The 22,700-nt window shown below is 39.2% G+C and carries 19 protein-coding genes; all 19 read left to right on the top strand.

From position 1 onward, the window contains the following. Positions 1-19 precede the first annotated feature (19 nt). The 19 genes from tssA to AAEU31_RS05705 all read left to right on the top strand — a co-directional run bounded on the left by tssA (position 20) and on the right by AAEU31_RS05705 (position 22,630). On the top strand, positions 20-1,126 hold the full coding sequence (gene tssA / locus AAEU31_RS05795) for a type VI secretion system protein TssA (RefSeq protein ID WP_135926846.1): 1,107 nt from the start codon (positions 20-22) through the stop codon (positions 1,124-1,126). Positions 1,127-1,138: 12 nt separating this feature from the next. Further along, on the top strand, positions 1,139-1,642 hold the full coding sequence (gene tssB, locus AAEU31_RS05790; RefSeq protein ID WP_135926847.1) for a type VI secretion system contractile sheath small subunit: 504 nt from the start codon (positions 1,139-1,141) through the stop codon (positions 1,640-1,642). Then, the gene (gene tssC / locus AAEU31_RS05785; protein ID WP_135926848.1) at positions 1,639-3,132 is read left to right on the top strand and encodes a type VI secretion system contractile sheath large subunit; all 1,494 of its coding nucleotides are present in this window, start codon (positions 1,639-1,641) and stop codon (positions 3,130-3,132) included. Before tssB ends, tssC (AAEU31_RS05785) begins: the two co-directional genes overlap by 4 nt. A 27-nt stretch (positions 3,133-3,159) precedes the next feature. Then, positions 3,160-4,686: a type VI secretion system contractile sheath large subunit gene (gene tssC, locus AAEU31_RS05780; RefSeq protein WP_135926849.1), complete on the top strand. Its 1,527-nt coding sequence runs from the start codon at positions 3,160-3,162 to the stop codon at positions 4,684-4,686. Positions 4,687-4,688: 2 nt separating this feature from the next. Continuing rightward, on the top strand, positions 4,689-5,456 hold the full coding sequence (locus AAEU31_RS05775) for a type VI secretion system accessory protein TagJ (protein WP_135926850.1): 768 nt from the start codon (positions 4,689-4,691) through the stop codon (positions 5,454-5,456). A 13-nt stretch (positions 5,457-5,469) separates the two neighbouring features. Then, positions 5,470-5,955 (top strand): type VI secretion system baseplate subunit TssE, encoded by a 486-nt coding sequence (gene tssE, locus AAEU31_RS05770; RefSeq protein WP_135926851.1) that lies wholly within the window; start codon positions 5,470-5,472, stop codon positions 5,953-5,955. Continuing rightward, positions 5,952-7,778, top strand: a complete 1,827-nt coding sequence (gene tssF, locus AAEU31_RS05765) for a type VI secretion system baseplate subunit TssF (protein WP_421966734.1) — start codon at positions 5,952-5,954, stop codon at positions 7,776-7,778. Before tssE ends, tssF begins: the two co-directional genes overlap by 4 nt. Next, entirely contained in the window at positions 7,775-8,755 is a 981-nt protein-coding gene (tssG, locus tag AAEU31_RS05760) for a type VI secretion system baseplate subunit TssG (protein ID WP_421966733.1), read from the top strand. Before tssF ends, tssG begins: the two co-directional genes overlap by 4 nt. A gap of 19 nt (positions 8,756-8,774) precedes the next feature. After that, positions 8,775-11,378, top strand: a complete 2,604-nt coding sequence (gene tssH / locus AAEU31_RS05755) for a type VI secretion system ATPase TssH (RefSeq protein ID WP_421966732.1) — start codon at positions 8,775-8,777, stop codon at positions 11,376-11,378. Between the two features lie 224 nt (positions 11,379-11,602). Then, complete coding sequence (locus AAEU31_RS05750) at positions 11,603-12,082, top strand: Hcp family type VI secretion system effector (protein ID WP_105181734.1); 480 nt, start codon at positions 11,603-11,605, stop codon at positions 12,080-12,082. Positions 12,083-12,153: 71 nt separating this feature from the next. After that, a complete protein-coding gene (locus AAEU31_RS05745; protein WP_421966731.1) occupies positions 12,154-14,007 on the top strand; it encodes a type VI secretion system Vgr family protein in 1,854 nt (617 codons plus the stop codon). 1 nt (position 14,008) lies between these two features. Further along, on the top strand, positions 14,009-14,365 hold the full coding sequence (locus tag AAEU31_RS05740; RefSeq protein ID WP_421966730.1) for a hypothetical protein: 357 nt from the start codon (positions 14,009-14,011) through the stop codon (positions 14,363-14,365). Positions 14,366-14,385: 20 nt separating this feature from the next. Next, the gene (locus AAEU31_RS05735; protein ID WP_135926857.1) at positions 14,386-14,676 is read left to right on the top strand and encodes a PAAR domain-containing protein; all 291 of its coding nucleotides are present in this window, start codon (positions 14,386-14,388) and stop codon (positions 14,674-14,676) included. 1 nt (position 14,677) lies between these two features. Then, complete coding sequence (locus AAEU31_RS05730; RefSeq protein WP_421966729.1) at positions 14,678-15,667, top strand: hypothetical protein; 990 nt, start codon at positions 14,678-14,680, stop codon at positions 15,665-15,667. 2 nt (positions 15,668-15,669) lie between these two features. Next, positions 15,670-16,512 (top strand): hypothetical protein, encoded by an 843-nt coding sequence (locus AAEU31_RS05725; RefSeq protein WP_421966728.1) that lies wholly within the window; start codon positions 15,670-15,672, stop codon positions 16,510-16,512. Continuing rightward, positions 16,512-20,558 (top strand): RHS repeat-associated core domain-containing protein, encoded by a 4,047-nt coding sequence (locus AAEU31_RS05720; protein ID WP_421966727.1) that lies wholly within the window; start codon positions 16,512-16,514, stop codon positions 20,556-20,558. The genes AAEU31_RS05725 and AAEU31_RS05720 overlap by 1 nt, the downstream gene beginning before the upstream one ends. A gap of 9 nt (positions 20,559-20,567) precedes the next feature. Further along, positions 20,568-20,897, top strand: coding sequence for a hypothetical protein (locus AAEU31_RS05715; RefSeq protein ID WP_421966726.1), 330 nt, complete (start codon positions 20,568-20,570; stop codon positions 20,895-20,897). 345 nt (positions 20,898-21,242) lie between these two features. Then, positions 21,243-22,154: an Ssp4 family T6SS effector gene (gene ssp4 / locus AAEU31_RS05710; protein ID WP_166338556.1), complete on the top strand. Its 912-nt coding sequence runs from the start codon at positions 21,243-21,245 to the stop codon at positions 22,152-22,154. Next, positions 22,154-22,630 (top strand): hypothetical protein, encoded by a 477-nt coding sequence (locus tag AAEU31_RS05705; RefSeq protein ID WP_119853107.1) that lies wholly within the window; start codon positions 22,154-22,156, stop codon positions 22,628-22,630. Before ssp4 ends, AAEU31_RS05705 begins: the two co-directional genes overlap by 1 nt. Positions 22,631-22,700: the final 70 nt, after the last annotated feature.

Below are 22,700 nucleotides of genomic sequence, written 5' to 3'. Positions count from 1 at the left end.
GAATTTGTAAGGCAATGGAATGTTTGTATTTGATGAATATATAGCTCCAATTAGCGAAGATGCATTCGCGGGCATTGAGCCTAGATCAGATGTATCTCCTACCTCAACGTATTATTCCTTAAAAGATATGCGTAATCAGCTACGTGCTGCCGAGCGCCTTGCACTCGTTGATGATGAGGGCATAGCTTCTCTTGCTCGTGATTGGCAGCCATTGTTAGAACAATGTAGCGCTGCATTAAAATCAGAAAGTAAAGATATTGAATATTTAGCCTGGTTTATTGAAGCACTATGTCGTGTATATGGTTTTAAAGGTTTGGCATTTGGCTTTCGAGTTGCACATGAGCTTATAAGTAATCATTTTGAGTTACTCTATCCATCACTTGATGAAGGCGATGAGATATCTGATAAAGTTTCTGCTCTTGTTGGTTTAAATGGCGTAGCGGGTGATGGCGCGCTTATCATCCCTATCAAAAGTATCGCTCTAACAGATAGCCAAAATTATGAACCATTTACTTACTGGGAATATCAGCAAGCTTACGACATATCTAGGCTCAATGATGAGAAAAGAGAAAAGAAAATAGCGCAAGGCGCTATTGATTTTGAATTAATAGAAAAAAGTGCCCAAGAAACTCCTGCTGAGTTTTTCCTCGATTTAAAAAACGGCATTGAAGAGGCTCTCACAGAATTTAGTGCATTAAGCATTGCACTTGATGCTGCTACTGAACAGTCACAACCCACTTCTAATATTAAGCAAGCACTCGAGGAATGCTTAAATGCAGTTTTGCATTTAGGCAAAGATAAGCTCAAATCTCTTGAAGTCAAATCAATACAAGAACCACAAGACAATGAGCGAGTGGAAGATGATGCATCTATAGCTGAGAATACTAATCGCAATGATGCGGTAATCAACAGCCGAGAAAGTGCGATAAATAAGTTGCAAGAAATAGCACAGTTTTTCAGAAAGACAGAACCGCATTCACCTATGTCTTACACCATTGAACAAGTTATTCGATGGAGCGAATTATCGCTACCAGAATTATTAAATGAATTAATAACCGATAGTGATGCTAGGACCGGATACTTTAAGCTGTCTGGCATCAAAGTTAGCGAAACAGAAACCGAGTAAAAGGAGTTTTGAATGAGTATCCATGACAAATTAAAACGTGTACGTAAACCTAGAGTACACATTACCTATGATGTTGAAACTGAAGGTGCAATTGTAAAAAAAGAGCTTCCTTTTGTAGTTGGGGTAATGGGGGATTTTTCTGGTCATAATAAAGAAGTATTAAAACCTTTAAAAGACCGTCGTTTTATTCAAATCGATAGAGAAAACTTTAATGATGTTTTAAAAAAAATGAGCCCGTCTCTTAAGTTAGATGTTGATAATACTTTAACTGATGATGGTACTAAATTTAGTGTAAACCTTAACTTCAAAAGTATCGACGACTTTGAGCCAGCGGCTGTAGTAAATCAAGTTGAGCCACTGCGTAACCTTATGGAGACACGCAATAAACTTCGTGACCTCATGACTAAGATTGACCGCTCAGAAGAACTAGAAAATGTTTTAGAAGAAGTGTTAAGTAACACAGCGAGTCTAGATTCAATTGCAAAAGAGCTAAAGTTAGAGGAGTCTGAAAAATGAGCACCGAAACACTAGCACAAGAATTAGACACAGCAGCAACGACAGAATCGGCGTCGTTATTAACCCAAGCGATTGGCGCAACGAAACAAACCGATGCAAGTCGTGCTGAAGAGCTACTTCGAACTTTAACTGAAGAAGCTTTAAAAGGCACTGTTCAATGGAATAAAAACATGACGGTGACTTTCAATGAAGCTATTCAATTGATCGATCAAAAAATTTCGAAACAGCTTAGTGTTATCATGCACAATGAAGACTTTCAAAAATTAGAAGGTTCTTGGCGTGGTCTTAATCATTTGGTGATGAATTCAGATACAGGCTCAACATTAAAAATCCGTGTACTAAATATGAAGAAGAAAGAGCTTCATAAAGATTTAAGTAAAGCGGTTGAGTTTGATCAAAGTCAAACATTCAAAAAAATCTATGAGTCAGAATTTGGTACACCAGGCGGTGAACCTTACGGCACTATTGTTGGTGATTTTGAGTTTACTAATCACCCAGAAGATGTTGAAACACTCAGCTTAATGTCAAATGTTGCTGCTGCAGGTTTCTGTCCGTTCATTTCGGCATCATCACCTTCACTCTTTGGTTTTGATAGTTGGGAAGAGCTCACTAAACCAAGAGATCTTGAAAAAGTATTTGAATCACTTGAATATACTAAGTGGCGCTCATTTAGAGACAGCGATGATTCACGCTTTGTTTCACTCACGATGCCAAGATTTTTATCTCGTTTACCTTACGGTGCAGCATCTAAACCTGTTGAAGAATTCAACTATGAAGAGTTTGAAGTTGATGAGCTTGCCGGTCGCTCTGTAAGTACTGATAACGGTGATTATTGCTGGAGTAATGCTGCCTATGCGATGGCGACGAACATGACAAAAGCATTCTCTCAATATGGTTTTTGTACTGCTATTCGTGGTGCTGAAGGCGGCGGTAAAGTAGAAGGTTTACCAACCCATATATTCACTAGTGATGATGGTGATCCTGATCTTAAGTGCCCAACAGAGATTGGTATTACTGATCGACGTGAAGCAGAGTTAAGTAAGCTCGGTTTCTTACCACTGTGTCATTATAAAAATACAGATTACGCTGTGTTCTTTGGTGGACAATCGTGCCAAAAGCCGCAAGTTTACTCAACACCTGATGCAACTGCGAATGCTGCTATTTCAGCACGCTTGCCTTACCTTATGGCTACTTCTCGCTTTGCTCATTATTTAAAAGTAATGGCACGTGATAAAATTGGTAGCTTTATGGAAGCTGAAGACGTTGAATCTTGGTTAAATCGTTGGATCTTATCTTACGTAAATGCGACAGAGGGTGGTGGTCAAGATATCAGAGCTCGTTATCCTTTAGCTGATGCAAAAGTTTCAGTTAAAGAAATTCCTGGTCAGCCTGGTGCTTATAATGCTGTTGCGTGGTTAAGACCATGGTTACAAATGGAAGAGTTAACGTCATCACTTAGATTGGTTGCCAAAATCCCTGAGATTGGTTAACCCTTCCTGCATTAAGGATGATGCAAAATGAATTGTGAAGAGTTTTCATTCATAGGAGCTGACGCTGTATTTTCTCATAATACAGCGTCTGATATCTTCGAAAATAGTGCTTTATTGGAACGCTTTCTAAATGAGAAAGAGACATTTAAAGCACTGTTATTATGGCTTGAAGGCTCTTCTGATTCGCCACTGCAGTGGGATAAAGAGTCAATCAGTTCATATTTGCAACTGACCATTGTTAAAATAGACTCGCTTATTTCAAAGCAATTAGATCAGATTTTACACCACCCAAAGTTACAACAATTAGAAGCTAGCTGGCGCAATTTGTGGTGGTTAACTTTACAAACAGAACTCAGTGATAAAGAAAAAAAAGTAAAGTTACGCCTGTTAGATTGTGATTGGAATACATTATCGAGAGATGTTAATAAGGCTATCGATTTCGATCAAAGTAGCCTCTTTCAATTAATTTATCAAAATGAGTTCGACCGTCCAGGTGGAGAGCCTTTTGGTGTATTGATTGGTGATTACGAAATTACCAACGGGAATGCACCGGGTACAATTTACAACGATATAGACACCTTAAAAGAAATTTCGAAAGTAGCCGCAGCCTCCTTTTCGCCATTTATTACTGCTGTGTCAGCAAGCTTATTTGGTACAAACAGTTTTACTGATCTTGGCTACCAATTCGATTTATATAATCAATTTGAACAGGTCGAATATACCAAGTGGCGTAGCTTTAGAGCCATGGAAGATGCGCGTTTTGTTGGTCTTGTATTGCCGCATGTTTTAGTCAGAGCACCCTATAAAAACGACGGTACCCGCCACTTAGACTTTTTATATACAGAAAAAATAACAGCACCAGAAACAGATATGTTATGGGGAAACGCCGCGTACCAATTTGTGTCGACTTTAGTGCGTGCTTATGCTGAAAGTGGTTGGTTTGGTCAAATCAGAGGCATTGAGCCAGGTAAAATATCTAAAGGTATCGTTACCGGGTTGACGAAAAATTACTTTTCAACCGATGTATATAGAAAAGAAGCTAAGCCACCAATAGATTTGATTGTGACCAGTAAATTAGAAAAGCAATTTTCTGAACTTGGGTTTATACCTGCCTCATCCGTGACTAATACTGAGCATCTGGTTTTTTATAGTAACGCTTCGGCTCAGCAAGCCAAGCACTACGATAGTGAAGCATCGACAGTAAATGCCCGCTTATCGTCTATGCTGCAATATATTTTATGTGTGTCACGTTTTGCTCACTATTTAAAGCTGCTAGCGCGTGATCGGGTTGGTTCTTATAGTACAGCTCAAGCTTGTGAACAAGGCTTGCAAGCATGGGTTAATAACTACACGACAGCATCGGATTCTGCCTCAGAGCAAATAAGAAGTAAGTATCCTTTGGCAAATGCGAAAGTGAAAGTGACCGAAAATAAATCGAAGCCAGGCCACTACTTTTCTGTCTTACAACTACAACCTCATTTTCAGCTTGATCAAATGGTATCAAGTATCAAATTAGTGACTGAACTAAGTCCTCATCATCAAATAAAGGAATAAAAATGAAAAAGATCCATGAGTGTATCCGCAATGGAAAATTAGCAGATGCATTAGAGTACTGCGCACAAAAACTAAAAGATGATCCACTGAATTTTGATATCCGCAGCGCTTATACGGAATTGTTGTGTGTTAATGGTGAACTTGAAAAAGCGGATAAACAATTAGATTTTATGGTGACTAAATCACCTGAGTTAGCAGTTGGTGCTGTTAATTTAAGACACTTAATCAGGGCCGAGCAAGCACGACAAGATTTTTATGAAGGTAAAGCGGCTCCTAAACTATTTCATGAAGCAGATGAACTCGATGAGATATTTCTGCAGATGCATATTGCTTTACGTGAAGAAAATTTAAAAGAGGCTACTGAAAAAGCAGCCAAAGTTGAGTCTTTCAGAACCAATTCAGCAAATGAGCAACTTACTGCAATCAGAGATATTGATGATTCATTAAACCCATTTCTGGAAATTTTGGGGACCAACGGTGAGTTTTATTTAGCTCGCTTTGATGAAATCGAAAAATTTGAAGTTCAACCAATAGAGTCAATCGTTGAGCAAATTTGGCTTCGTGTTGAGGTCACTATTAAAGATGGACCTGTAGGTACAGCTCATATCCCAGTTGTTTACCCACACTCAAAGAGTGAAATAGAAAAACTAGGCCAAGTGACTGAATGGCAAGAATTAAGTGAAGAAATGTACTTAGGACGCGGAATGAAAATGCTGTTTATAAATGATGAAGCAGTCTTATTGTCTGAACTTGGTTCTTTCATCAATTGAGTGTGAAATTTTCATGATTGCAAGCAAACAGCCGCTCAAAGCATCAATTTTAGATCGTTTGATTGATGACGAGCCAGATGTACAGGACTCGCCACAGCGAACGGATGGTATCAGCTTATCACTTTTAAAAAGTTACGTAAGACGAGATATCGAGGCGTTACTAAATGCTCGGATCCAGTGGCATACATGGCCAAGTCAATACAGTGAGCTTGCAACATCGTGTTTATCATACGGATTGCCTGATTTTTCGAGCATGGTTGTAAGTTCGCATGAGGGGCGAGCAGCGTTATGTGAAAAAGTTCGAGATGCGATTTTACGATTTGAGCCTAGGTTTATTGAAGTTGAAGTGTTAGTTGATGAAGAACTCCCCCTTAACCGAGTATTAAACCTAAGAATTAATGCCTTGTTATATGCCGATCCAGAGCCTGAATATATCAGTTTTAACTCTGAAGTTGAGCCAGTTAGTTTAGGTATGAAAATCTATGAGTCTTCACTATGAATGATGAATTATTAAAATATTACAATCGTGAATTAGCGTATGTGCGCCACCTTGGGAAAGACTTTGCAGAAAAATACCCAAAAGTGGCAGGCAGGTTAAAACTTACAGACGAAGTGATAGAAGATCCTCATGTTTCAAGGTTAGTCGAATCATTTGCATTTTTAACTGCCAACATTAGGCAAAAACTTGATGATAGCTTTCCTGAGTTAACGGATGCGCTTTTAGGCCAGCTCTATCCAGACTACCAAGCGCCTATCCCTTCATTATCAATTGTAAAGTTAGAGTCAGAAAACCTATCAACGACAGGAGTCATTATTCCTCGCGGGAGTGAGCTTGAAACCAATGTAGAAGGAATGAAACAGTGTAAATTTCAAAGCTGTTTTGATACCAATTTGTGGCCCGTAGAGATAACAGCTGCTCAGTTTGATAACAGTCCTTTTATTGCGCCTAAACCAAAGTTTAATGAACCTGCTAAAGCGATATTTAAGTTACAACTGACAGGTCAGTATGATGGCGTTTCATTACATGAAACAGAGCTAAATGATCTAAAAATTTATATTCATGGACAATGGCATTATGCGCTCAAAGTATACGAACTATTGTTTAAACATTGCATCGGAATAGCAGTAGATAATGGCGATGAGGGAGTGCATTACCTCTCGAAAACTCATTTAAAATCAGTTGGATTTGAGGAGCATGAAGCTGTTGTTCCTTACTCAATGCGTTCTTCATCAGCATATAGGCTATTAGTCGAAAACTTTATTTTCCCTGAAAAGTTCAAGTTCTTTGAGTTACAAAATATTCGCTCGGTACTCCCTCGCAATGCCAGTACAACAACACTTTATTTTTATTTAGATGTTGAGTCTAGCGAGTTGGAGAAGCAAGTAGATAAAGACATGTTCTTGATGGGCTGCACGCCAATCATAAATTTATATGAACAAGAACTTGAACCGATCCGCCCAGAGCTAAGCGAATATGAGTATAAGCTCGCACCACGCTATATCGACTCTGAAATATCTGAAGTTATTAGCCTTGAAGAGGTGGTTGCATTTGACCACAAGGGGAATAAACAGATAGTGACGCCTTTTTATGCGCAAACACACCCTAAATATCAAGAGCATAAAGATCTCTATTGGCATACTCGACGAGAAACAGCACTTTGGGCTGGTGGCTATGCTGAGGCGGGAACCGAAACCTATTTATCATTAGTAAATGGTGGCTTCGAAAATAGTGCACAAGCTCTCAGTGAGGGAAATACGGTGGTAACAGCGCGCGCTCAATGCAGTAATCGTAATCTACCAGCTAGTTTACCTTTTGGTGATGATGAACTTGGTTTTACATTGCCAAAGCGTGGCGATGTAATAAAAAAAATCAGGTGTTTAGTTGCACCAACTCATGCGGTAAGACCTGTGCTTGGCAGTAATACTCGCTGGCAATTGATCAATCATCTGACTCTTGATTCATTTAGTGGTGAGCAAAGTGCAGAGAAATTAAAAGAAACATTGAGGCTATATGATTTTAAAGCAACACCCCAATCAAAAGGGATGATAGATAACATCTATAGCGTCAAAATTGAACCTGCAACTGCGCGTGTCGTGCAAAACGGTCGAGTCGCTTTTGCAGCAGGAACTGACATTGAAATTACATTTGCAAATGATGATTACGCTGGTAGTGGGGTGTTCTTTTTTGCTTCAGTTCTTGATTGTTTCTTCTCGCAATTTGCATCAATTAATAGCTTTACACGCTTAAGTCTAAAGTTAAAAGAACAAGATCGAGTTTATCATCAGTGGCCAGCTAGAGTAGGTTCCGGAGTGCTACTATGATTGCAAAATTGCTCGAGAACGCGACAGAAATAGATTTTTACAAAGCCGTGTTTGTGATCGAGTCTCAGTTGTCGAGTGTGGCCCAGCAATATCGTAAAGTTGGCTATGATTGTCAGCCAAAACTAGAGCTGATTAAGTTTAGTTCAACACAAAAGTTTGGCTTTGCGGGTAATGCAATTACTAATTTAAAGCCCGCTAAAAACGTTGAAGGAATTACCCAATTTGATATGGAAGTATCATTTATGGGAATGACTGGCTGTTCAGGAGCATTGCCACATTTTTATAGTGAACTGGTGATGCAACGATTGCGCTATAAAGACAGTACAATGAGAGATTTCTACGATATGTTTAATCATCGTTTGATTTCGTTGTACTACCGAGCTTGGAAAAAGTATAAACCCGCGCTTAACTTTGCTAATAGTAATCAAGATAACCACACAAAAATTTTGGCACTTCTGAGTGGGGGGAATGCCCCTCATCAGCTTTATTTCAGTGGTCTTTTCAGTCGAAAGACGCGAAATATGGCAGATTTGCGCAATATTTTAACTTTCTATTTAGACTGTGATGTCAGCATAAACCAATTTGTAGGCCAGTGGCAGCCGCTAAAACAATCTGAGCAAACACGCATAAATAGTGGAGGGTTTGCAGGCCAACATGCAAGGCTTGGTATTGATGCAATAGCAGGTAAGCAAATCTGGGATATCTCGACAAAGATCGAAGTTATTATCGAGCCCAAAAATGAGCACCAAACAGCCCGTCTTCTACCAAAGCAAGATCTTTGGAATTTAGCCCATCAAATTGTGGGTGATTTTGTTGGTAATCAAATCCAGCATTCACTGATAGTAAAAGCAAACTTTTATAAGCTTGGTGCAAAGCAATTATTAAAAGAACGATGTCAATTAGGCTGTAATAGTTTTCTGCTATCTGAAAACGCAGCTCAAAATGGCAAAGTCTCTGAACTTTCGTTCAAAGGATAAATAAATACAAGGAAATATTATGTCTACAATGACGCTAAATACACTCGTAGAAAAACTAAGCCCAGAGTGCAAAAAGAGTCTTGAACAGGCTGTTGCAATTTGTAATAGCCGAAGCCACTTTACTGTTGAATTAGAGCATTGGATACTAGCGATGCTTGAGCAACAACTTGATGACTTTAGAGTTATTTTGAGCGCTTACGATATTGATAGAGACTCGTTAAAAAATGATTTAAATAAGTCTTTAGAAATGCACAAAACGGGTTGTAATTCATCACCGAGCTTATCGATGCATGTTACCAGTTTGCTCAAGCAAACGTGGCTTAGTACGAGCATTGATTTTACAGATACACAAATTCGTAGTGCTTACTTAATTTACACGCTGGTAAAAGATGACAACTTAGCAAGTTTAGTGAGTCGTTGTAGTAAAGAGTTTAATAAGATAGAAGCAGGGCAATTATTGCATGCTTGGCCTGAAATGGTCGCTAAGTCACAGGAGCAAAGCCCTGTGGCAAAGAGCCAAGCTGAAAAATCGGTATCTAAAAGTTCTAAAACGCCTAGTTTAGATCAATTTACAGTTGATTTAACAGCCCAGGCAAAAGCAGGAAAAATAGATCCAATTTTGGGGCGTGATTTTGAAATTAGACAAATGGTCGATATCCTTACTCGACGTAGACAAAACAACCCAATTCTAACTGGTGAGGCTGGAGTTGGTAAAACCGCTGTTGTTGAAGGATTAGCGCTAAGAATTGCTCAAGGCAGTGTTCCAGATGTTTTAAAAAATGTAAAAATTCACACCCTAGATCTCGCTTTATTACAGGCCGGTGCCGGTATGAAAGGTGAATTCGAAAATAGGCTAAAGTCTTTAATATCGGAAATTAAAAACACCCCAACTCCGGTTATTTTATTTATCGATGAAGCACACACAATGATCGGTAGTGGTGGTCAAGCCGGTCAAAATGATGCTGCAAACCTATTAAAACCGGCACTAGCGCGCGGCGAACTCAGAACAATTGCAGCCACTACATGGGCTGAATATAAGAAGTTCTTTGAAAAAGACGCTGCACTCGCTCGTCGATTCCAAGTCGTTAAAGTGGAAGAGCCTACACCAGAAAAAGCAATTGCGATGTTACGTGGTTTAGTGCCTGTTATGGAAAAACATCATAATGTGTTCATTTCCGAGCAAGCACTAGAAAGCGCAGTACATTTATCACACCGCTACATCACCGGCAGACAACTTCCTGATAAAGCGGTGGGTTTACTTGATACAGCCTGCGCTCGCGTTGCAATGAGCCAAGCATCAACTCCTAATTCTATCGAAACTCTTGAAAATGAACGCTCAGAAATAGAGTCGCAAATCAATATGTTAACTCGTGAGCAACGCACAGGGTTAAATCACAGTGAGGTGCTTGAGAGTTTAACAAATAAGTGCCAGCAAATTACAGAGCAGCTTTCACCATTGAAGTCGCAATTCGAAAATGAAATGTCACTTATTAAAGATGTAAAAGAAGTCATCACAGGCCTGAATGATGAAACAGAACAGCCAAGTGCAGAAATTGAAAAGCTTCAACAATGCAAAGAAAGCTTGGCCAAATATGATTCTAACATGGTGCATTGGCAGGTTGATGATGAGTTAATTGCGCAAGTTATTTCTGACTGGACTGGTATCCCTGTTGGCAAGATGCATGAAGATGATGTGAAGAGTGTTCTTAATTTAGCAAGCACAATGAAAGAGCGTGTTGTTGGCCAAGATCATGCGCTGGAGTTAATTGCAAAAGTTGTACAGACATCTAAAGCGCAATTAGCTGACGAAAGCCGTCCGAATGGAATTTTTATGCTAGCGGGTCCTAGTGGTGTTGGTAAAACGGAGACGGCACTTGCATTAGCGAATGAAGTGTATGGCAGTGAAGAAAACATCACAATCATCAACATGTCAGAATACAAAGAAGAGCATAAAGTATCGTTACTACTTGGATCACCTCCTGGTTATGTAGGCTATGGCGAGGGTGGCGTATTAACAGAGGCGATCAGACGTAAGCCATACAGTGTTATTTTGCTAGATGAAATTGAAAAAGCGCACCCAGGCGTACATGACATCTTTTACCAAGTGTTTGACAAAGGCACAATTAAAGATGGAGAAGGTAGAGATATCGACTTCAAAAACACGATTATCATCATGACCTCGAATGTGGGTACTGATACAACAATGAGCTTATTTGAAGACGAAGAAACAGCGCCAAGCGTTCAGGGTCTGCAAAAGGCTATTCAAAGTGATTTACTGGAAGTATTTAAAGCTGCATTCCTTGGTCGCATTAATGTGATTCCTTATTTGCCACTTAATAAAGAAACTCTTGCGGAAATTGCAAAACTTCAATTAAGTAAAATAAAAGATAGAGTTAACAAAAATTACAAATCTGATTTTTTATATTCAGATTTTGTTGTAGATTATATAGTTAACAATTGTAATGACTCTGGTTCGGGTGCAAGGAATATTCATGCATTATTGCAAAATAATGTCCTGCCGTTATTATCTGAATCTTTACTTGAAAGCCTTGTTACTGGTAGTAAAATCAATAGTATATTATTAGATTTAAATGATGATTCATTTATTGTTAATATAAATTAATATATTTAAATTAGTTTCTTGTTTCTTTTTTGGAGTCGGATTATAATTTGTCCGTCTTCATTAGTTGATGGAACATTGAGACATTGTCTTCGTCTAGGGAAAGGATATTGAAGACCTTTTCGTTGCGCAGTTAGAGATAATGATTTCAAAGGAATTTTGGGAAACCAAAAGTAAATGATCCAATGTAATGGATATTATTTATAAATTAAAAGGAGCATTATCAAATGCAATCAAATACATATTTAAAATACGGTTCAATTAAAGGCGAAACTACTGCTGAGTCTTTTAAAGATTTAATCACAGTTTTATCATTAGATTGGAACGTTAGTCGTGAAATTTCAGCACACACTGGTACAGCAATGGACCGTGAATCTAGCTCAACTCGCTTAGGTGATGTAACTATCACTAAACTTCAAGATAAAGCGTCTCCAGACCTTTTCAAAGAAGCGACAATTGGTAAAGGCCTACCGGCTGTTTTCCACATCACTAAGCAAGGTGATAAAGTTGAAGAAATCATGAAAATCGAACTTACAGATGCAATGATTTCTAGCTACTCTGTATCTGTTCAAAATGACCGTCCAGTTGAAACAATCACTATCAGCTACACAGAAATGATGATGACTGTTACTCCTACTGACGACAAAAATAACATCACTGCACCACTTGTTTATGGTTACAGCGGTGTTAAAGGCCAGCAAATGTAATTTTTTGCAGTACCTAATAGCTCTGAGTTTTGCTCAGAGCTTTTTTGATCTTTAGGAATAGGAAGCATGGAATGCAAAAAGCAACACAAGATAACAATGTAATTCAGATTAACACCCCAGCAGGTAAAGATACGCTTTACTTAACTCGGCTGGTGGTGCAAGAGTCTATGTCTGATTTGTTTGTGATGTCAGTGAATATGTTCACTATAGGCACACAAATAGCGCATGAAGATCTGGTGGGAAAACCTGTTTCTATTAAAGTAAAAAATGCCGATAGCGCAGGTGAGCGTTATTTTCATGGCATAGTTAGCCAATTAGTATCTAATGGTAGCCGCACTGCTGATATTGATGAGCAAAAAAATTATATAGATTACCACGCCACTATTGTTCCTTTCGCAGCATCAATGCGAAACCGCAAAAACAGTCGGATCTTCCAAAAGAAAACAATAAAAGATATTTTTGCCGATTTGTTTGGTCAACACAGTGTCGCTTTTAAAGATAATACAACTAAAACGTATCCCAAGTACGAGTACTGTGTTCAATACCAAGAGTCAGATTTTGACTTTATTCAACGCTTATTTCAGCAAGAAGGTATTTTTTATTTTTTCGAGCATAGTAACAGTGCACATACCCTAGTGCTCGCAGATGATATAACGGCCTACGAAGAGTGCGCAGAAGCAAAAGTTGAGTTTACGTCAGGTCATCTCAGTGAGTCACACATTAATAAATGGCAAGGTGGTTTAAGTATTGCGCCTGGCAGCTACAAGCGTATTGGCTATGATTTTAAACAACCACCAAGATACCCTGATGGCGATCACAAAAAAGCAGATTTACCGACTCAGTCAGTCGCTGAAATTTTTGAATACACAGCCGAAGCCGAAACGCATCCAAGAGCTGCAGGTTTAGCAGCCGTACAGCTAGAATCATTACAGCGTAACATGAAGTTAAGTAGCGGTAGAAGTGATTGTCGCTCTTTCTCCGTGGGTAAATTATTTAGCTTTAAAAAGCATGAAGACCCGCGCCTAGAAGGTAAAACGTTTGCTATCACCTCGTTATTAACCTCTATTACGGTGCCAAATCAGTCAGGATCTCAGCAATCTGGTGCACAAGAAGTTTTTACCAACCACTTTGAATGTGTGCCAAAAGATGTGCCATATCGTGCAGCGCACAGCATGCGAAAGCCTGTTATTCATGGTGTGCAAACAGCCATAGTGACGGGCGACAGCGCAGATGAAATTATGGTTGACCAATACGGGCGTGTGAAAGTGCAGTTTGATTGGGACCGAGAAGGTAAGAAAGACTCGCAAAGTTCATGCTGGATCAGGGTTGCGCAAAATTGGGCAGGTAAAAAATGGGGCGCATTTTTCTTTCCTCGTGTAGGGCAAGAGGTGTTAGTCGACTTTATTAATGGCGATCCTGATCAGCCAATCATTAGCGGTGCAGTATACAACGCTGATTTAATGCCTCCTTATGCATTGCCTGCAGATAAAACACAAAGCGGTATCAAAACACGCTCAACAAAAGAGGGTGGTGCAGATAATTTTAATGAACTGCGTTTTGAAGATAAAAAAGGCAATGAACTTGTTTACATGCAAGCAGAAAAAGATAAGCAGCTGTATGTAAAAAATGATCAAAAAGAAAAAATTGATAATGATCGTTTTCTTGAAGTGGGCAACAACGATGATGCCAAAGTAAAAGTGAATCGCACGGTTGATATTGGTGAAAATGACACGCTGAAAGTGGGTAAATCACTTAATATTGAAGCTGGAAAAGAAATTGTTATTAAGACCGGTTCGGCAAAAATTACTATGAGTAGTAGCGGTAATATTTCTATAGAAGGCACAAATATCAATATTAAAGGCAGTAACGTGAAGGTTGATGGAAGTGCAATAACCCTTTCTGCTGGCGTGATAAAGTTGAACTAGCATGGAATTACATAATACGTTTCAATCAGGTTTCTTTCATGGTGCAGCAAGCAATGGCTTTACCGTTTATTGCCGTTATGGCTTACCTCATTTGGTATGTCTTTGTGTCAACCGCCCCGATGATCCGTTTTTGAACTTGCCAATAGATTATTTTAAGGGCCTAGATGGTTATTTTGCTGAGCAATTTTTTATAAACCTTCACCCTGTACTCAATAGTAGCAATGTGTTGTCGCATATTTACCAATACGCTACACAAACAAGCTCAATAATAAATGATCTTTCGTACGACGAAATAGCGCAGGAGTTAGCAAAACTCGTGTGCACAAATAAGTTACAAGTTATTCCTTTAAACGAATAGCCAAAAACAAGGAAGGCATTATGGGAAAACCCGCTTCAACGTTAGGGCATATGCATGTTTGTCCAAAAGTAACAGGTACAGTTCCTCATGTTGGAGGGCCAATTGTAGTGGGTTCGGCTAATGTGTTGATTGGTAATATGCCTGCCGCAAGAAAAGGCGACATGCTTGTATGTGTTGGCCCGCCAGATAGCATTAATAGTGGTTCTGGCACAGTTAAAATAAATGGAAAACCCGCTGCTCGAATGGGAGATAGTACCTCACATGGCGGCAAAATTGTTTTAGGTAACCCGACAGTTTTAATTGGTGGATAAGGTGTTATCACTCATTTTAAATGAGCATAAAGCAGCTCTTTCAAATTTAAATGTGATGCAGCAAAGTGCGTTTTATAGCGTTGGGTTTATTGACCAAGTTCGTCAGCAATTAGTTTTAAAAGTTCAAGCTTATCAAGGTGCTAGTATTTTACAGTTTGAAATTGTGCAACGCATTTTTGAAGAGCTTGAGACGTTAAAACAACAAAAAATTTTATTGGATGACATTGCTGAAGCGTGCTTGGTTGCGCTGCTATTAATGTCGAGCTCTCAAAAGCAGAAGTTTTTGGGGTTATTAAGCCGACATGAGTTTACATTTTTAAAAAATAAGCTTTTGGAGAAAAGCTTAACAATAAGTAAGTCAGTCAATAGCGACTTTTTGAATTGGGCAAATGTGTACGGTAATTCAGAGACACAGGCGATTATTTATAAAGCAATAAAACGTGCTGTAAAACAACTCCCTGATATGCCTGAAATGCAAGAAACAGTAAACGCATTTGAAAAGGCTGCGATGATTAATTCACCGTTAATGTCTGTGTACCTATTATTACTAGACCCACAAAGGATGAATTTTGTTTGCAACTATGTGAGCCAGCAGTTTACTCGAGAGCAAGCTATTGCGGTGCTATTGCAAACTGGGGCAACAAAATATGTCCCCATGGCTGTTGCGCTGTTGACCGAAGTGAGGTCGGCCAAGAATCTTGTTGCTGGTATTAAACGCTGCTTAGGTAGTCAGCTCGATGAATTAGTTGCATTTGATACTCAAATTCAGGCTGGCGATTGTAAGCAAGCCGCTGTTGATTTTCAGCGCCAATTTGCATTGAGTTGGCCAGAGCAAAAGATCAACTTTAATGATCAAACCCTGGTTTATGGCTTTGCGATGAATAGGCCTGTCAGTGTAGCAAGCCTGCAAGGTGTTGATTTTTTTAGTTGGCAGGTGATTACAATTTTAAATGCGCTTAAATATGACTGTCGAAATAGTCAAGCGAGTTAGCATTGAGTGCATTTAAAATTTCAATACAGCAGTTTGATACACCTTATGAAGTAGCCCCAGAAGTATTAATACTAGAGGGGAGCTCGGGTCATGAGCAAGTGCAAAACTGGCATTCATTTGATGCCTTTATTTATGACTGTATTGTAAAAGCAAAGTCAGTATTGAAAGAGTCAGACGTTCAGCAACCGTTAATTTGGTTATTACCGGCACTGCCTTTTCAAACTGAGCACAAGACACTGTTTATAAATAGCCTTCAGCAGCGTTATGGCATTGCTGTCGAACAGATGATTTTTGAAGGCGCAAACGCTATACACAGTGCGATTGCATTAGCTAAAGAGCAAAATTTTAGTGCTTTTAATGTGATTGCAATTGATGGTGTGTTTAAAGCCTCAAAGCATAACGGCTTTGAATATTTAGGTATAGCGGCTTGTAAGGCATATGTTGAATTTACTCAGGTAGGCTGGGCGTTGCAATCTACGAGCATGTGTTCTTCTGTGGATATAGCAAAACATCAGCCTATACATGCAGAGCTTGAACGTATTTTATCGCTAAATGAACAAAAAATAGATTTAGTGTTTGCCCCAGGTAATGGCCTAGAAAGTGATGATTGGGTAAGTTATTTACCTGTTTTAAGTAAAAAAATTAATGAACAAACGATGTTCCAACTTCCTAATTATAAATTAGGCAAAATGGGAGCAATAGAAGGGGTTGTAAACCTCGCAAGCCTGACAAATAGCTCACTTTATGCTGAGCGTTTTGGGCAGGCGTTAATAATTTCGCAAGAGTACAACAAGTACCAAGCCGTCGCGTCATACTTATGGATAAGTAAGGAAATGTGCAACTAATGGATAGTAAAGCAGTTGTGTTACAGGGAACACGTTATCCCATCTGCCTCGTGTTAGCTAAACAGCCAGCCCCCAGTGGTTTTATTGCTGTCGCAACGAATACGCCGGATAGTGCCTACAAATTTGTAGCAGAGGTTGGCGCGGTATTAAGTGGCGATGCTGCTAAACGATTAGATCTTATTCAATTGTTAAATGTTGCTGGTATTAATTGTCCAAGGCAAGCAACAGCGCGCGAAACTGCATCGGCTTTGATAAAAGCCTTAACCTCAGGTGCCATTACGTGCTACCAGCAGCAAGTAAAAAGCACCATTCAAGTCAGTGATAATACTCGCTCATCGCAAAGTAGCAGCTCATCATCTTCGGCTGTGCCAAGTAATGCCAAAAAAGCAACACAAGCTCCTGCTAGCAATAAGGGCAGTGCCAGTAACACAACCGCAAGTGAAACGCCTATAACAGAACAAGAATGCCGTTCAGACCCGGTTTCGATGCTAACAGGCGAAGAAATTCTTCCTTTAACTGACTTCTCATTAGCCGCAAATAGGCCTTTAACGTGGCGTCGGTTATATCGTTCGTCTCACTGTAATCAAAAAACAATACTGGGTAATGGCTGGCGTCACGATTATTTAGTGCAATTAACCGAGCATTACCTACCACCGCCGAAAGTGGGCCCAAAGAAAAAGGGCACCTACTGGCTTGAGTATCACGACGAACATGGTGCGACTCATAAGTTTGAAAAAGTGAAGCCGGGGCAATCGAGTTATCAGTTAAGTAGTAACTTGGTGCTTCATTACAAAGAAAATGGCAAGCAAGTATTAGTAACACCAGATGATAAACACCTGACGTTTATGCCGGGTGCATCAGCATGGTTGCTCGAAAAAATCATCAATGAAAAAGGTCAAAGCACCCGTTTTTATTATGATTCGATGGAGCGTTTACAACGTATTGAAGTAAACAAAGTACGCGGCTGTGTACTGAAATATAATAAGCACGGTTTGCTCAAAACGGTGCACGCTTATCGTACTAATGAACAAGGAAAATTAGTTCTTTTAGATCAGCCGTTAGCCAGTTATGAGTATGATGAACAGTCAAACTTAGTGGCGGCAACAAACCAATTTGCTGAACAAGAGCGTTATGAGTATAACGCAGCAAATTTACTAATAAAGCGAACTAGAGCAAGCGGTTTTAGTCATCACTTTGAGTGGGACTCATATGGTTATGATGCCAAATGTATTAAACAGTGGGGTGATGACAATACCTATTGCTATCAGTTCGAGTATCAAGGTAATAAAACAACCAGTATAGATTCACGCGGCAACCAAGAGCACTTTGTTCACAATGAGCAAGGTAAGCTGATTGAGCACACTGATGCCAATGGTAATATCACACGCTATGATTACAATTCGCTTGGACAAAAAGTAGCGCAAACAGACGCCTTAGGTCATCAAACGCTTTATACCTATACTGAATACGGCCAACTTGAATCAGTCACCCAAGCTGATGGTAACCGCACTCAATTTGGCTATAACCAACTTGGTCAACAAGTCGTTGTTATTTTGCCAAATGGCGAGAAGATTAAACGCCAATACAGTGCCTCAGGGTTATTACAAAGTGAAACCCAAGCAGATGGGCGAATAGCACTTTACAGTTACGACAAACAAGGTAATTTGACCCAGCATGTCACGCCAAATGGTCATGTATTAAAATACACATGGAATGAACAAGGTGAGCTACTTGCAAAGCAGCATAATGATGAGCTCATTCGTTACAGCTACGATAACCTCGGTCGTGTAAACGCAACCATTAACCAAGCCGGTCTGCTTACTCAATATAAATATAATGAGCAAGGGCAACTAGTTGAAACAACCGCGTTTGAGCAAAGTAACCCTGATAACAAACAACAGCAGCTTTTTACTTATGATGATGCTGGTCGATTAGTTAGTTCGCAAAACGGTAATGGTGATACCACAGAGCAGCACTTTGAGGGGCTAAGCCAACCTCACTGCGTGATCCAGCCAGATGGCAGTGCACTGCATTTAACGTATGATAAAGAGCGAAATTTAACCGCAATCGAGCGTAGTGACGGCCATATTTATCGCATCAATTACGATGCAAATGAAAACCCAACACAAATCACGGGTTTTGATGGTACTGAGCAGCAATTTAAGTACGACGCATGTAATCGTTTAGTGGCTGTCACGCAAAGCGACAAACGCCATGTAAATATTAAGCGTGATAAGCTAGGCCGCGTCATTTCGCAGCACGCAAGTCTAGCCACAAATAAACACATAGTTAATAACGCTAACCATTACAGTTATACGCCAGAGGGTAAAATAGCGCGTGCTCATAATGAGCAATCAACGATTAAACAGTCGTTTGATAAAGGCGGACGACTACTCAGTGTTGAGCAAATCCACAACCAGTCTCAAACCCATAAACTCGCATATAGCTACGATGACTATGGCAGACGACAGTCTCTTAGCTTGCCAGATTCAACAACCCTTTATTATAACTACAATAGTTTTGGCCAGTTAAGTGCTATACAGGTAAAGCGAGCGGATGGTGAGTTAGCAAAACTCGTCGAGCTTGGCTACGACAGCCAAAATAATATCAAAACTCAACGTTTCGGTAATCAGGTTACCCTTAATCAGACATTTGATGTATTTGGGCGTTTAACGCAGCAGCAACTATCGCATCCAGAGCACACATTATTTGATAGCTGTGATTATCAATATGATGCGGTTAATCAACTTATTGCGCGTGAAGAACAAGGCATTAGCTGCCAAAATACACAGTTTGAATACAATAGCCTTGGCCAATTAGTTCAGCAAAATCTAGCTGATGCAAAGTCGGGTACACAAGCGTCAGAAACCGCCAAGCAATTTCAGTGGGACAGCTTTGGTAACCCGATTAGCCAAACTCAAGCGCAGCATGATGAAGCAGTCAATAAACAAGAAGCTAATGATGCTGTTACATATAGCCAAGTGGATGCCGATAGGTTAACCCATTTTGGCGATAGCGATTTTGAATACGATGACTGTGGTAACCAAGTACGCGAAACGGGCAAAGGCATAAAAACGCACCGTGAATACAATGCGTTCAACCAATTAAGCCGCTTTAACAACAATGGCACGCTAACACATTACGACTATGACCCACTGGGTCGCCGTATTGCTAAGCAGACTGAGCATGGCAAGATTGATTATATTTGGGATAACGACCAGTTAATTGGTGAATACCAGCACGGCGAGTATACCTGGTATATCAACCTACCCAATCAATTTCACCCGGTCGCACTGATTAAGCAAGGTGAGCTGTATTACTACCACCTAGACCAATTAAACACCCCACGTTTTGTTACAAACAACAATGCAGAAGTTGTATGGCAAAACCATGCTGATGTGTACGGCTATGAAGAACCAGAAACCCATGCTGGCTTTAATAAAGAAAACAGCTTCACTCAGCCAATACGTTTCCAAGGGCAATATTTTGATGAAGAAAGCGGCCTACACTACAACCGCTACCGCTATTACAGCCCTAAGCAACAACGCTTTATAAATCAAGACCCCATTGGCTTAGTGGGTGGGATAAACCATTACCAATATGCGCCGAACCCGGTTAATTGGGTAGACCCGTTAGGATTGAGTTGTAAGGAAGGGTATGCGGTTGTTAGGCAGTTTATAAATGGGCGCCAAGAGGGACACTTTACGATAGAAGTATTACATAGTGATCTAAACTATGCTACGCACCAAGTTATAACTACTGAAGATTGGAGTGAAACTACTATTGTTAGGGCTGGAGGGTTCAACGAAAAAGGGCATTTAGTGAGGGAAGCAAAAATACCACTGCCAAATGCTGAACTAGCAATCATGACTCAAAAGAATATGATAAGGCAGGAGCTTGGACCTTATAACGTATATGAAAATAGTTGTTTATCGCATGTTGTAGATATTTTATCAGCTGGGGAAGGACCAAAATATGACAAAACGAGAAGAGGTTATTTTCAATTTTTCAAAGAAAATGATTTTGGTCGTTTACCAACAGATTAGGAGGCTTTTATGTCGTTGGTTTATTGTAAAAAGCACGGAGAAACAGGAGGCAATCCATATGTCTCTAAGTTATTGCAAACAGCAGTTTTAAGAAACAAAAGAGTTGAATACGTAAAATTAACCCTTGATTACTATGATAATGATATGATTTTTGATTCTGTGAGTTACTATTTGGTCAAAAATGAAATGCCAGAACCTTTATTAAATTTAGATGTGTATAGCATACGTAATAAATTCGAAGAAGAATATATCGAAACAGTTTTACTTCCTTTGTTTGAAGGTGGAGGCGTTTGTAGTAAATGTTTTAAAGAATGGGTTGGGAATGAAGAGAGTGTTTAAAAGCTACTTTTATGCAAAAGTAATATGAAAATAGTGTGAGTTAATTTATATAGTCAATAGTAATATAAATGTTTTCATTCTAATGGAGTTGAAATGGCTAGTTGATATTTTGGTGTTAAAATTTATTTTCACGTAATTCCATTTAAATATTATTTAGATGGTTTTTTTGAATAAAATCTATTTTTACATTGCTTGAGGAAAGCGTGATAAATTATCTAATAGTCAGCTTATGATGAAATTGTAGCGACGAGTTTAAAATTCTCAATGTTATGATTTTTGTGTTTATAACATGAACTTTTTTGTTGGTTTTAAAAGTAAATTAAATATGTTGGAAAGGATTCAATAATGTTCAATAGTGACTATCATCGTTACAAAGAAAGGGGGTTAAGAGCACGCCTTAGTTTTGAAATGGATCAAGAGCGGCTTTTTAAAAGTATCGATAAGATACCTGGCTTGGCAGGTGCCGGGGTTGTATATATAGATTCAAGTTTTACTGTCGTAGAGTTAAGACCTTATAGTGGCACGTCTTTAGCCCCCACCAAAATAGTACTTCGTGAACAGCCTAGAAATATGAATCAGGCTGAGTTTGCAGGCCATCTTAAAAATAGTCAAAACAATGTACGAGAATCTCGTTTAGTCGGTGAAATTGCTGGAACAGTCTTAAGCTGTAGCGCTGCAGTGTTAGGATGGATCGTTGTATTTGGAAGTGCTGCTGCAATTCCACTCTCTGGAGGGACAAGTTCAGCAGTTACTTATTTGGCTGTAGCAGCAAGTACGGCAAGCTCACTTCAATGTATTAATGGAGGGGTACGAACTTATAACGAGAGCGTAAATCCAGAGTTAAATGATTTGTACGACTCTAAAGAATGGTATCAAAATGTAACCATGGCGTTAGATGTGATTTCATTAGCAGGTGCAGCAGCTGCGGGGGCTGCAACATTAAAAGCTGTGAAATTATTAAAAGCAAATACAAACAAGAGTACAGATGTATTACTAAAAGGGCTTACTCGTAGTGAAAGGAAGCGTTTAACGCAGGATATAATTAGGATGAATCATCCAGGAGTGTCTAATAATATTTTGAAAAGAATGGTCAGAACAGGGCAATTTCCTAAAAGGTATAGTGGACTTCAGATTACACAAGCTTTAAAGCTGCAAATCAAAGATGCTGTAGGTGCATCTATTAGCTTTAGCGGAAGTGCATTATCAGGGGGTGTAAACTCTCTTGCTGTTGGAATTTATGAGGAGTTTAGTAAATAGTGTCAAAAAACTATAGAGTGTCGATATTTCCACCTTGGGAATTATTGCGGTCATTTTTATTTGTTACCGTGCTTTTACTTTTGGGAACTGTTTTTTCTGGAATGACTTTCTTAACGCAATATTTTAGTGCCGAGCCTGAATGGATTATCGGTATTTTGTTTTCTGTTGGCACAGCGTTTTGTCTATTAAACTTTAAAGTGAGTCACGGCTCTTATACGTGTGCAAAAATTTTAAAGTATTACGCGTTATTTTTAGCACTTATTTGTATGCCTGCTTTTATATTAATTGATGGAGCTCCCTATAAAATAGCCTCTGCTATCAATATCGTATTGATGTTACTCGCGTTTTATATAATTAAAAGTGAAAAATACCAAAGTTTAGTTCAATATCAGTTTGATTTTTTTAAGGATATAAAAGAGGCTCGAGCAGCAATTGAGCAAGAAGTGTTGCGCAATAGAAATCAGAATCGAAAGTAATACTATATAATTTTTCAGGGATAAAGCATCTTAGCTTAAAACTGATAATACCGAGAAGGTAACAAATTCT

Origin of the sequence: Pseudoalteromonas thalassia (assembly GCF_049257215.1) — a bacterium.
Classification (GTDB): Bacteria; Pseudomonadota; Gammaproteobacteria; order Enterobacterales; family Alteromonadaceae; genus Pseudoalteromonas; species Pseudoalteromonas lipolytica_C.
The sequence above is the reverse complement of the archived record's forward strand: the minus strand, read 5'-3'. Positions and strand labels throughout refer to the sequence as shown.

Coding starts and splice junctions, on each gene's coding strand:
- tssA (WP_135926846.1), top strand. CDS start 20: ATGTTTGTATTTGATGAATATATAGCTCCAATTAGCGAAGATGCATTC.
- tssB (WP_135926847.1), top strand. CDS start 1,139: ATGAGTATCCATGACAAATTAAAACGTGTACGTAAACCTAGAGTACAC.
- tssC (WP_135926848.1), top strand. CDS start 1,639: ATGAGCACCGAAACACTAGCACAAGAATTAGACACAGCAGCAACGACA.
- tssC (WP_135926849.1), top strand. CDS start 3,160: ATGAATTGTGAAGAGTTTTCATTCATAGGAGCTGACGCTGTATTTTCT.
- AAEU31_RS05775 (WP_135926850.1), top strand. CDS start 4,689: ATGAAAAAGATCCATGAGTGTATCCGCAATGGAAAATTAGCAGATGCA.
- tssE (WP_135926851.1), top strand. CDS start 5,470: ATGATTGCAAGCAAACAGCCGCTCAAAGCATCAATTTTAGATCGTTTG.
- tssF (WP_421966734.1), top strand. CDS start 5,952: ATGAATGATGAATTATTAAAATATTACAATCGTGAATTAGCGTATGTG.
- tssG (WP_421966733.1), top strand. CDS start 7,775: ATGATTGCAAAATTGCTCGAGAACGCGACAGAAATAGATTTTTACAAA.
- tssH (WP_421966732.1), top strand. CDS start 8,775: ATGTCTACAATGACGCTAAATACACTCGTAGAAAAACTAAGCCCAGAG.
- AAEU31_RS05750 (WP_105181734.1), top strand. CDS start 11,603: ATGCAATCAAATACATATTTAAAATACGGTTCAATTAAAGGCGAAACT.
- AAEU31_RS05745 (WP_421966731.1), top strand. CDS start 12,154: ATGCAAAAAGCAACACAAGATAACAATGTAATTCAGATTAACACCCCA.
- AAEU31_RS05740 (WP_421966730.1), top strand. CDS start 14,009: ATGGAATTACATAATACGTTTCAATCAGGTTTCTTTCATGGTGCAGCA.
- AAEU31_RS05735 (WP_135926857.1), top strand. CDS start 14,386: ATGGGAAAACCCGCTTCAACGTTAGGGCATATGCATGTTTGTCCAAAA.
- AAEU31_RS05720 (WP_421966727.1), top strand. CDS start 16,512: ATGGATAGTAAAGCAGTTGTGTTACAGGGAACACGTTATCCCATCTGC.
- AAEU31_RS05715 (WP_421966726.1), top strand. CDS start 20,568: ATGTCGTTGGTTTATTGTAAAAAGCACGGAGAAACAGGAGGCAATCCA.
- ssp4 (WP_166338556.1), top strand. CDS start 21,243: ATGTTCAATAGTGACTATCATCGTTACAAAGAAAGGGGGTTAAGAGCA.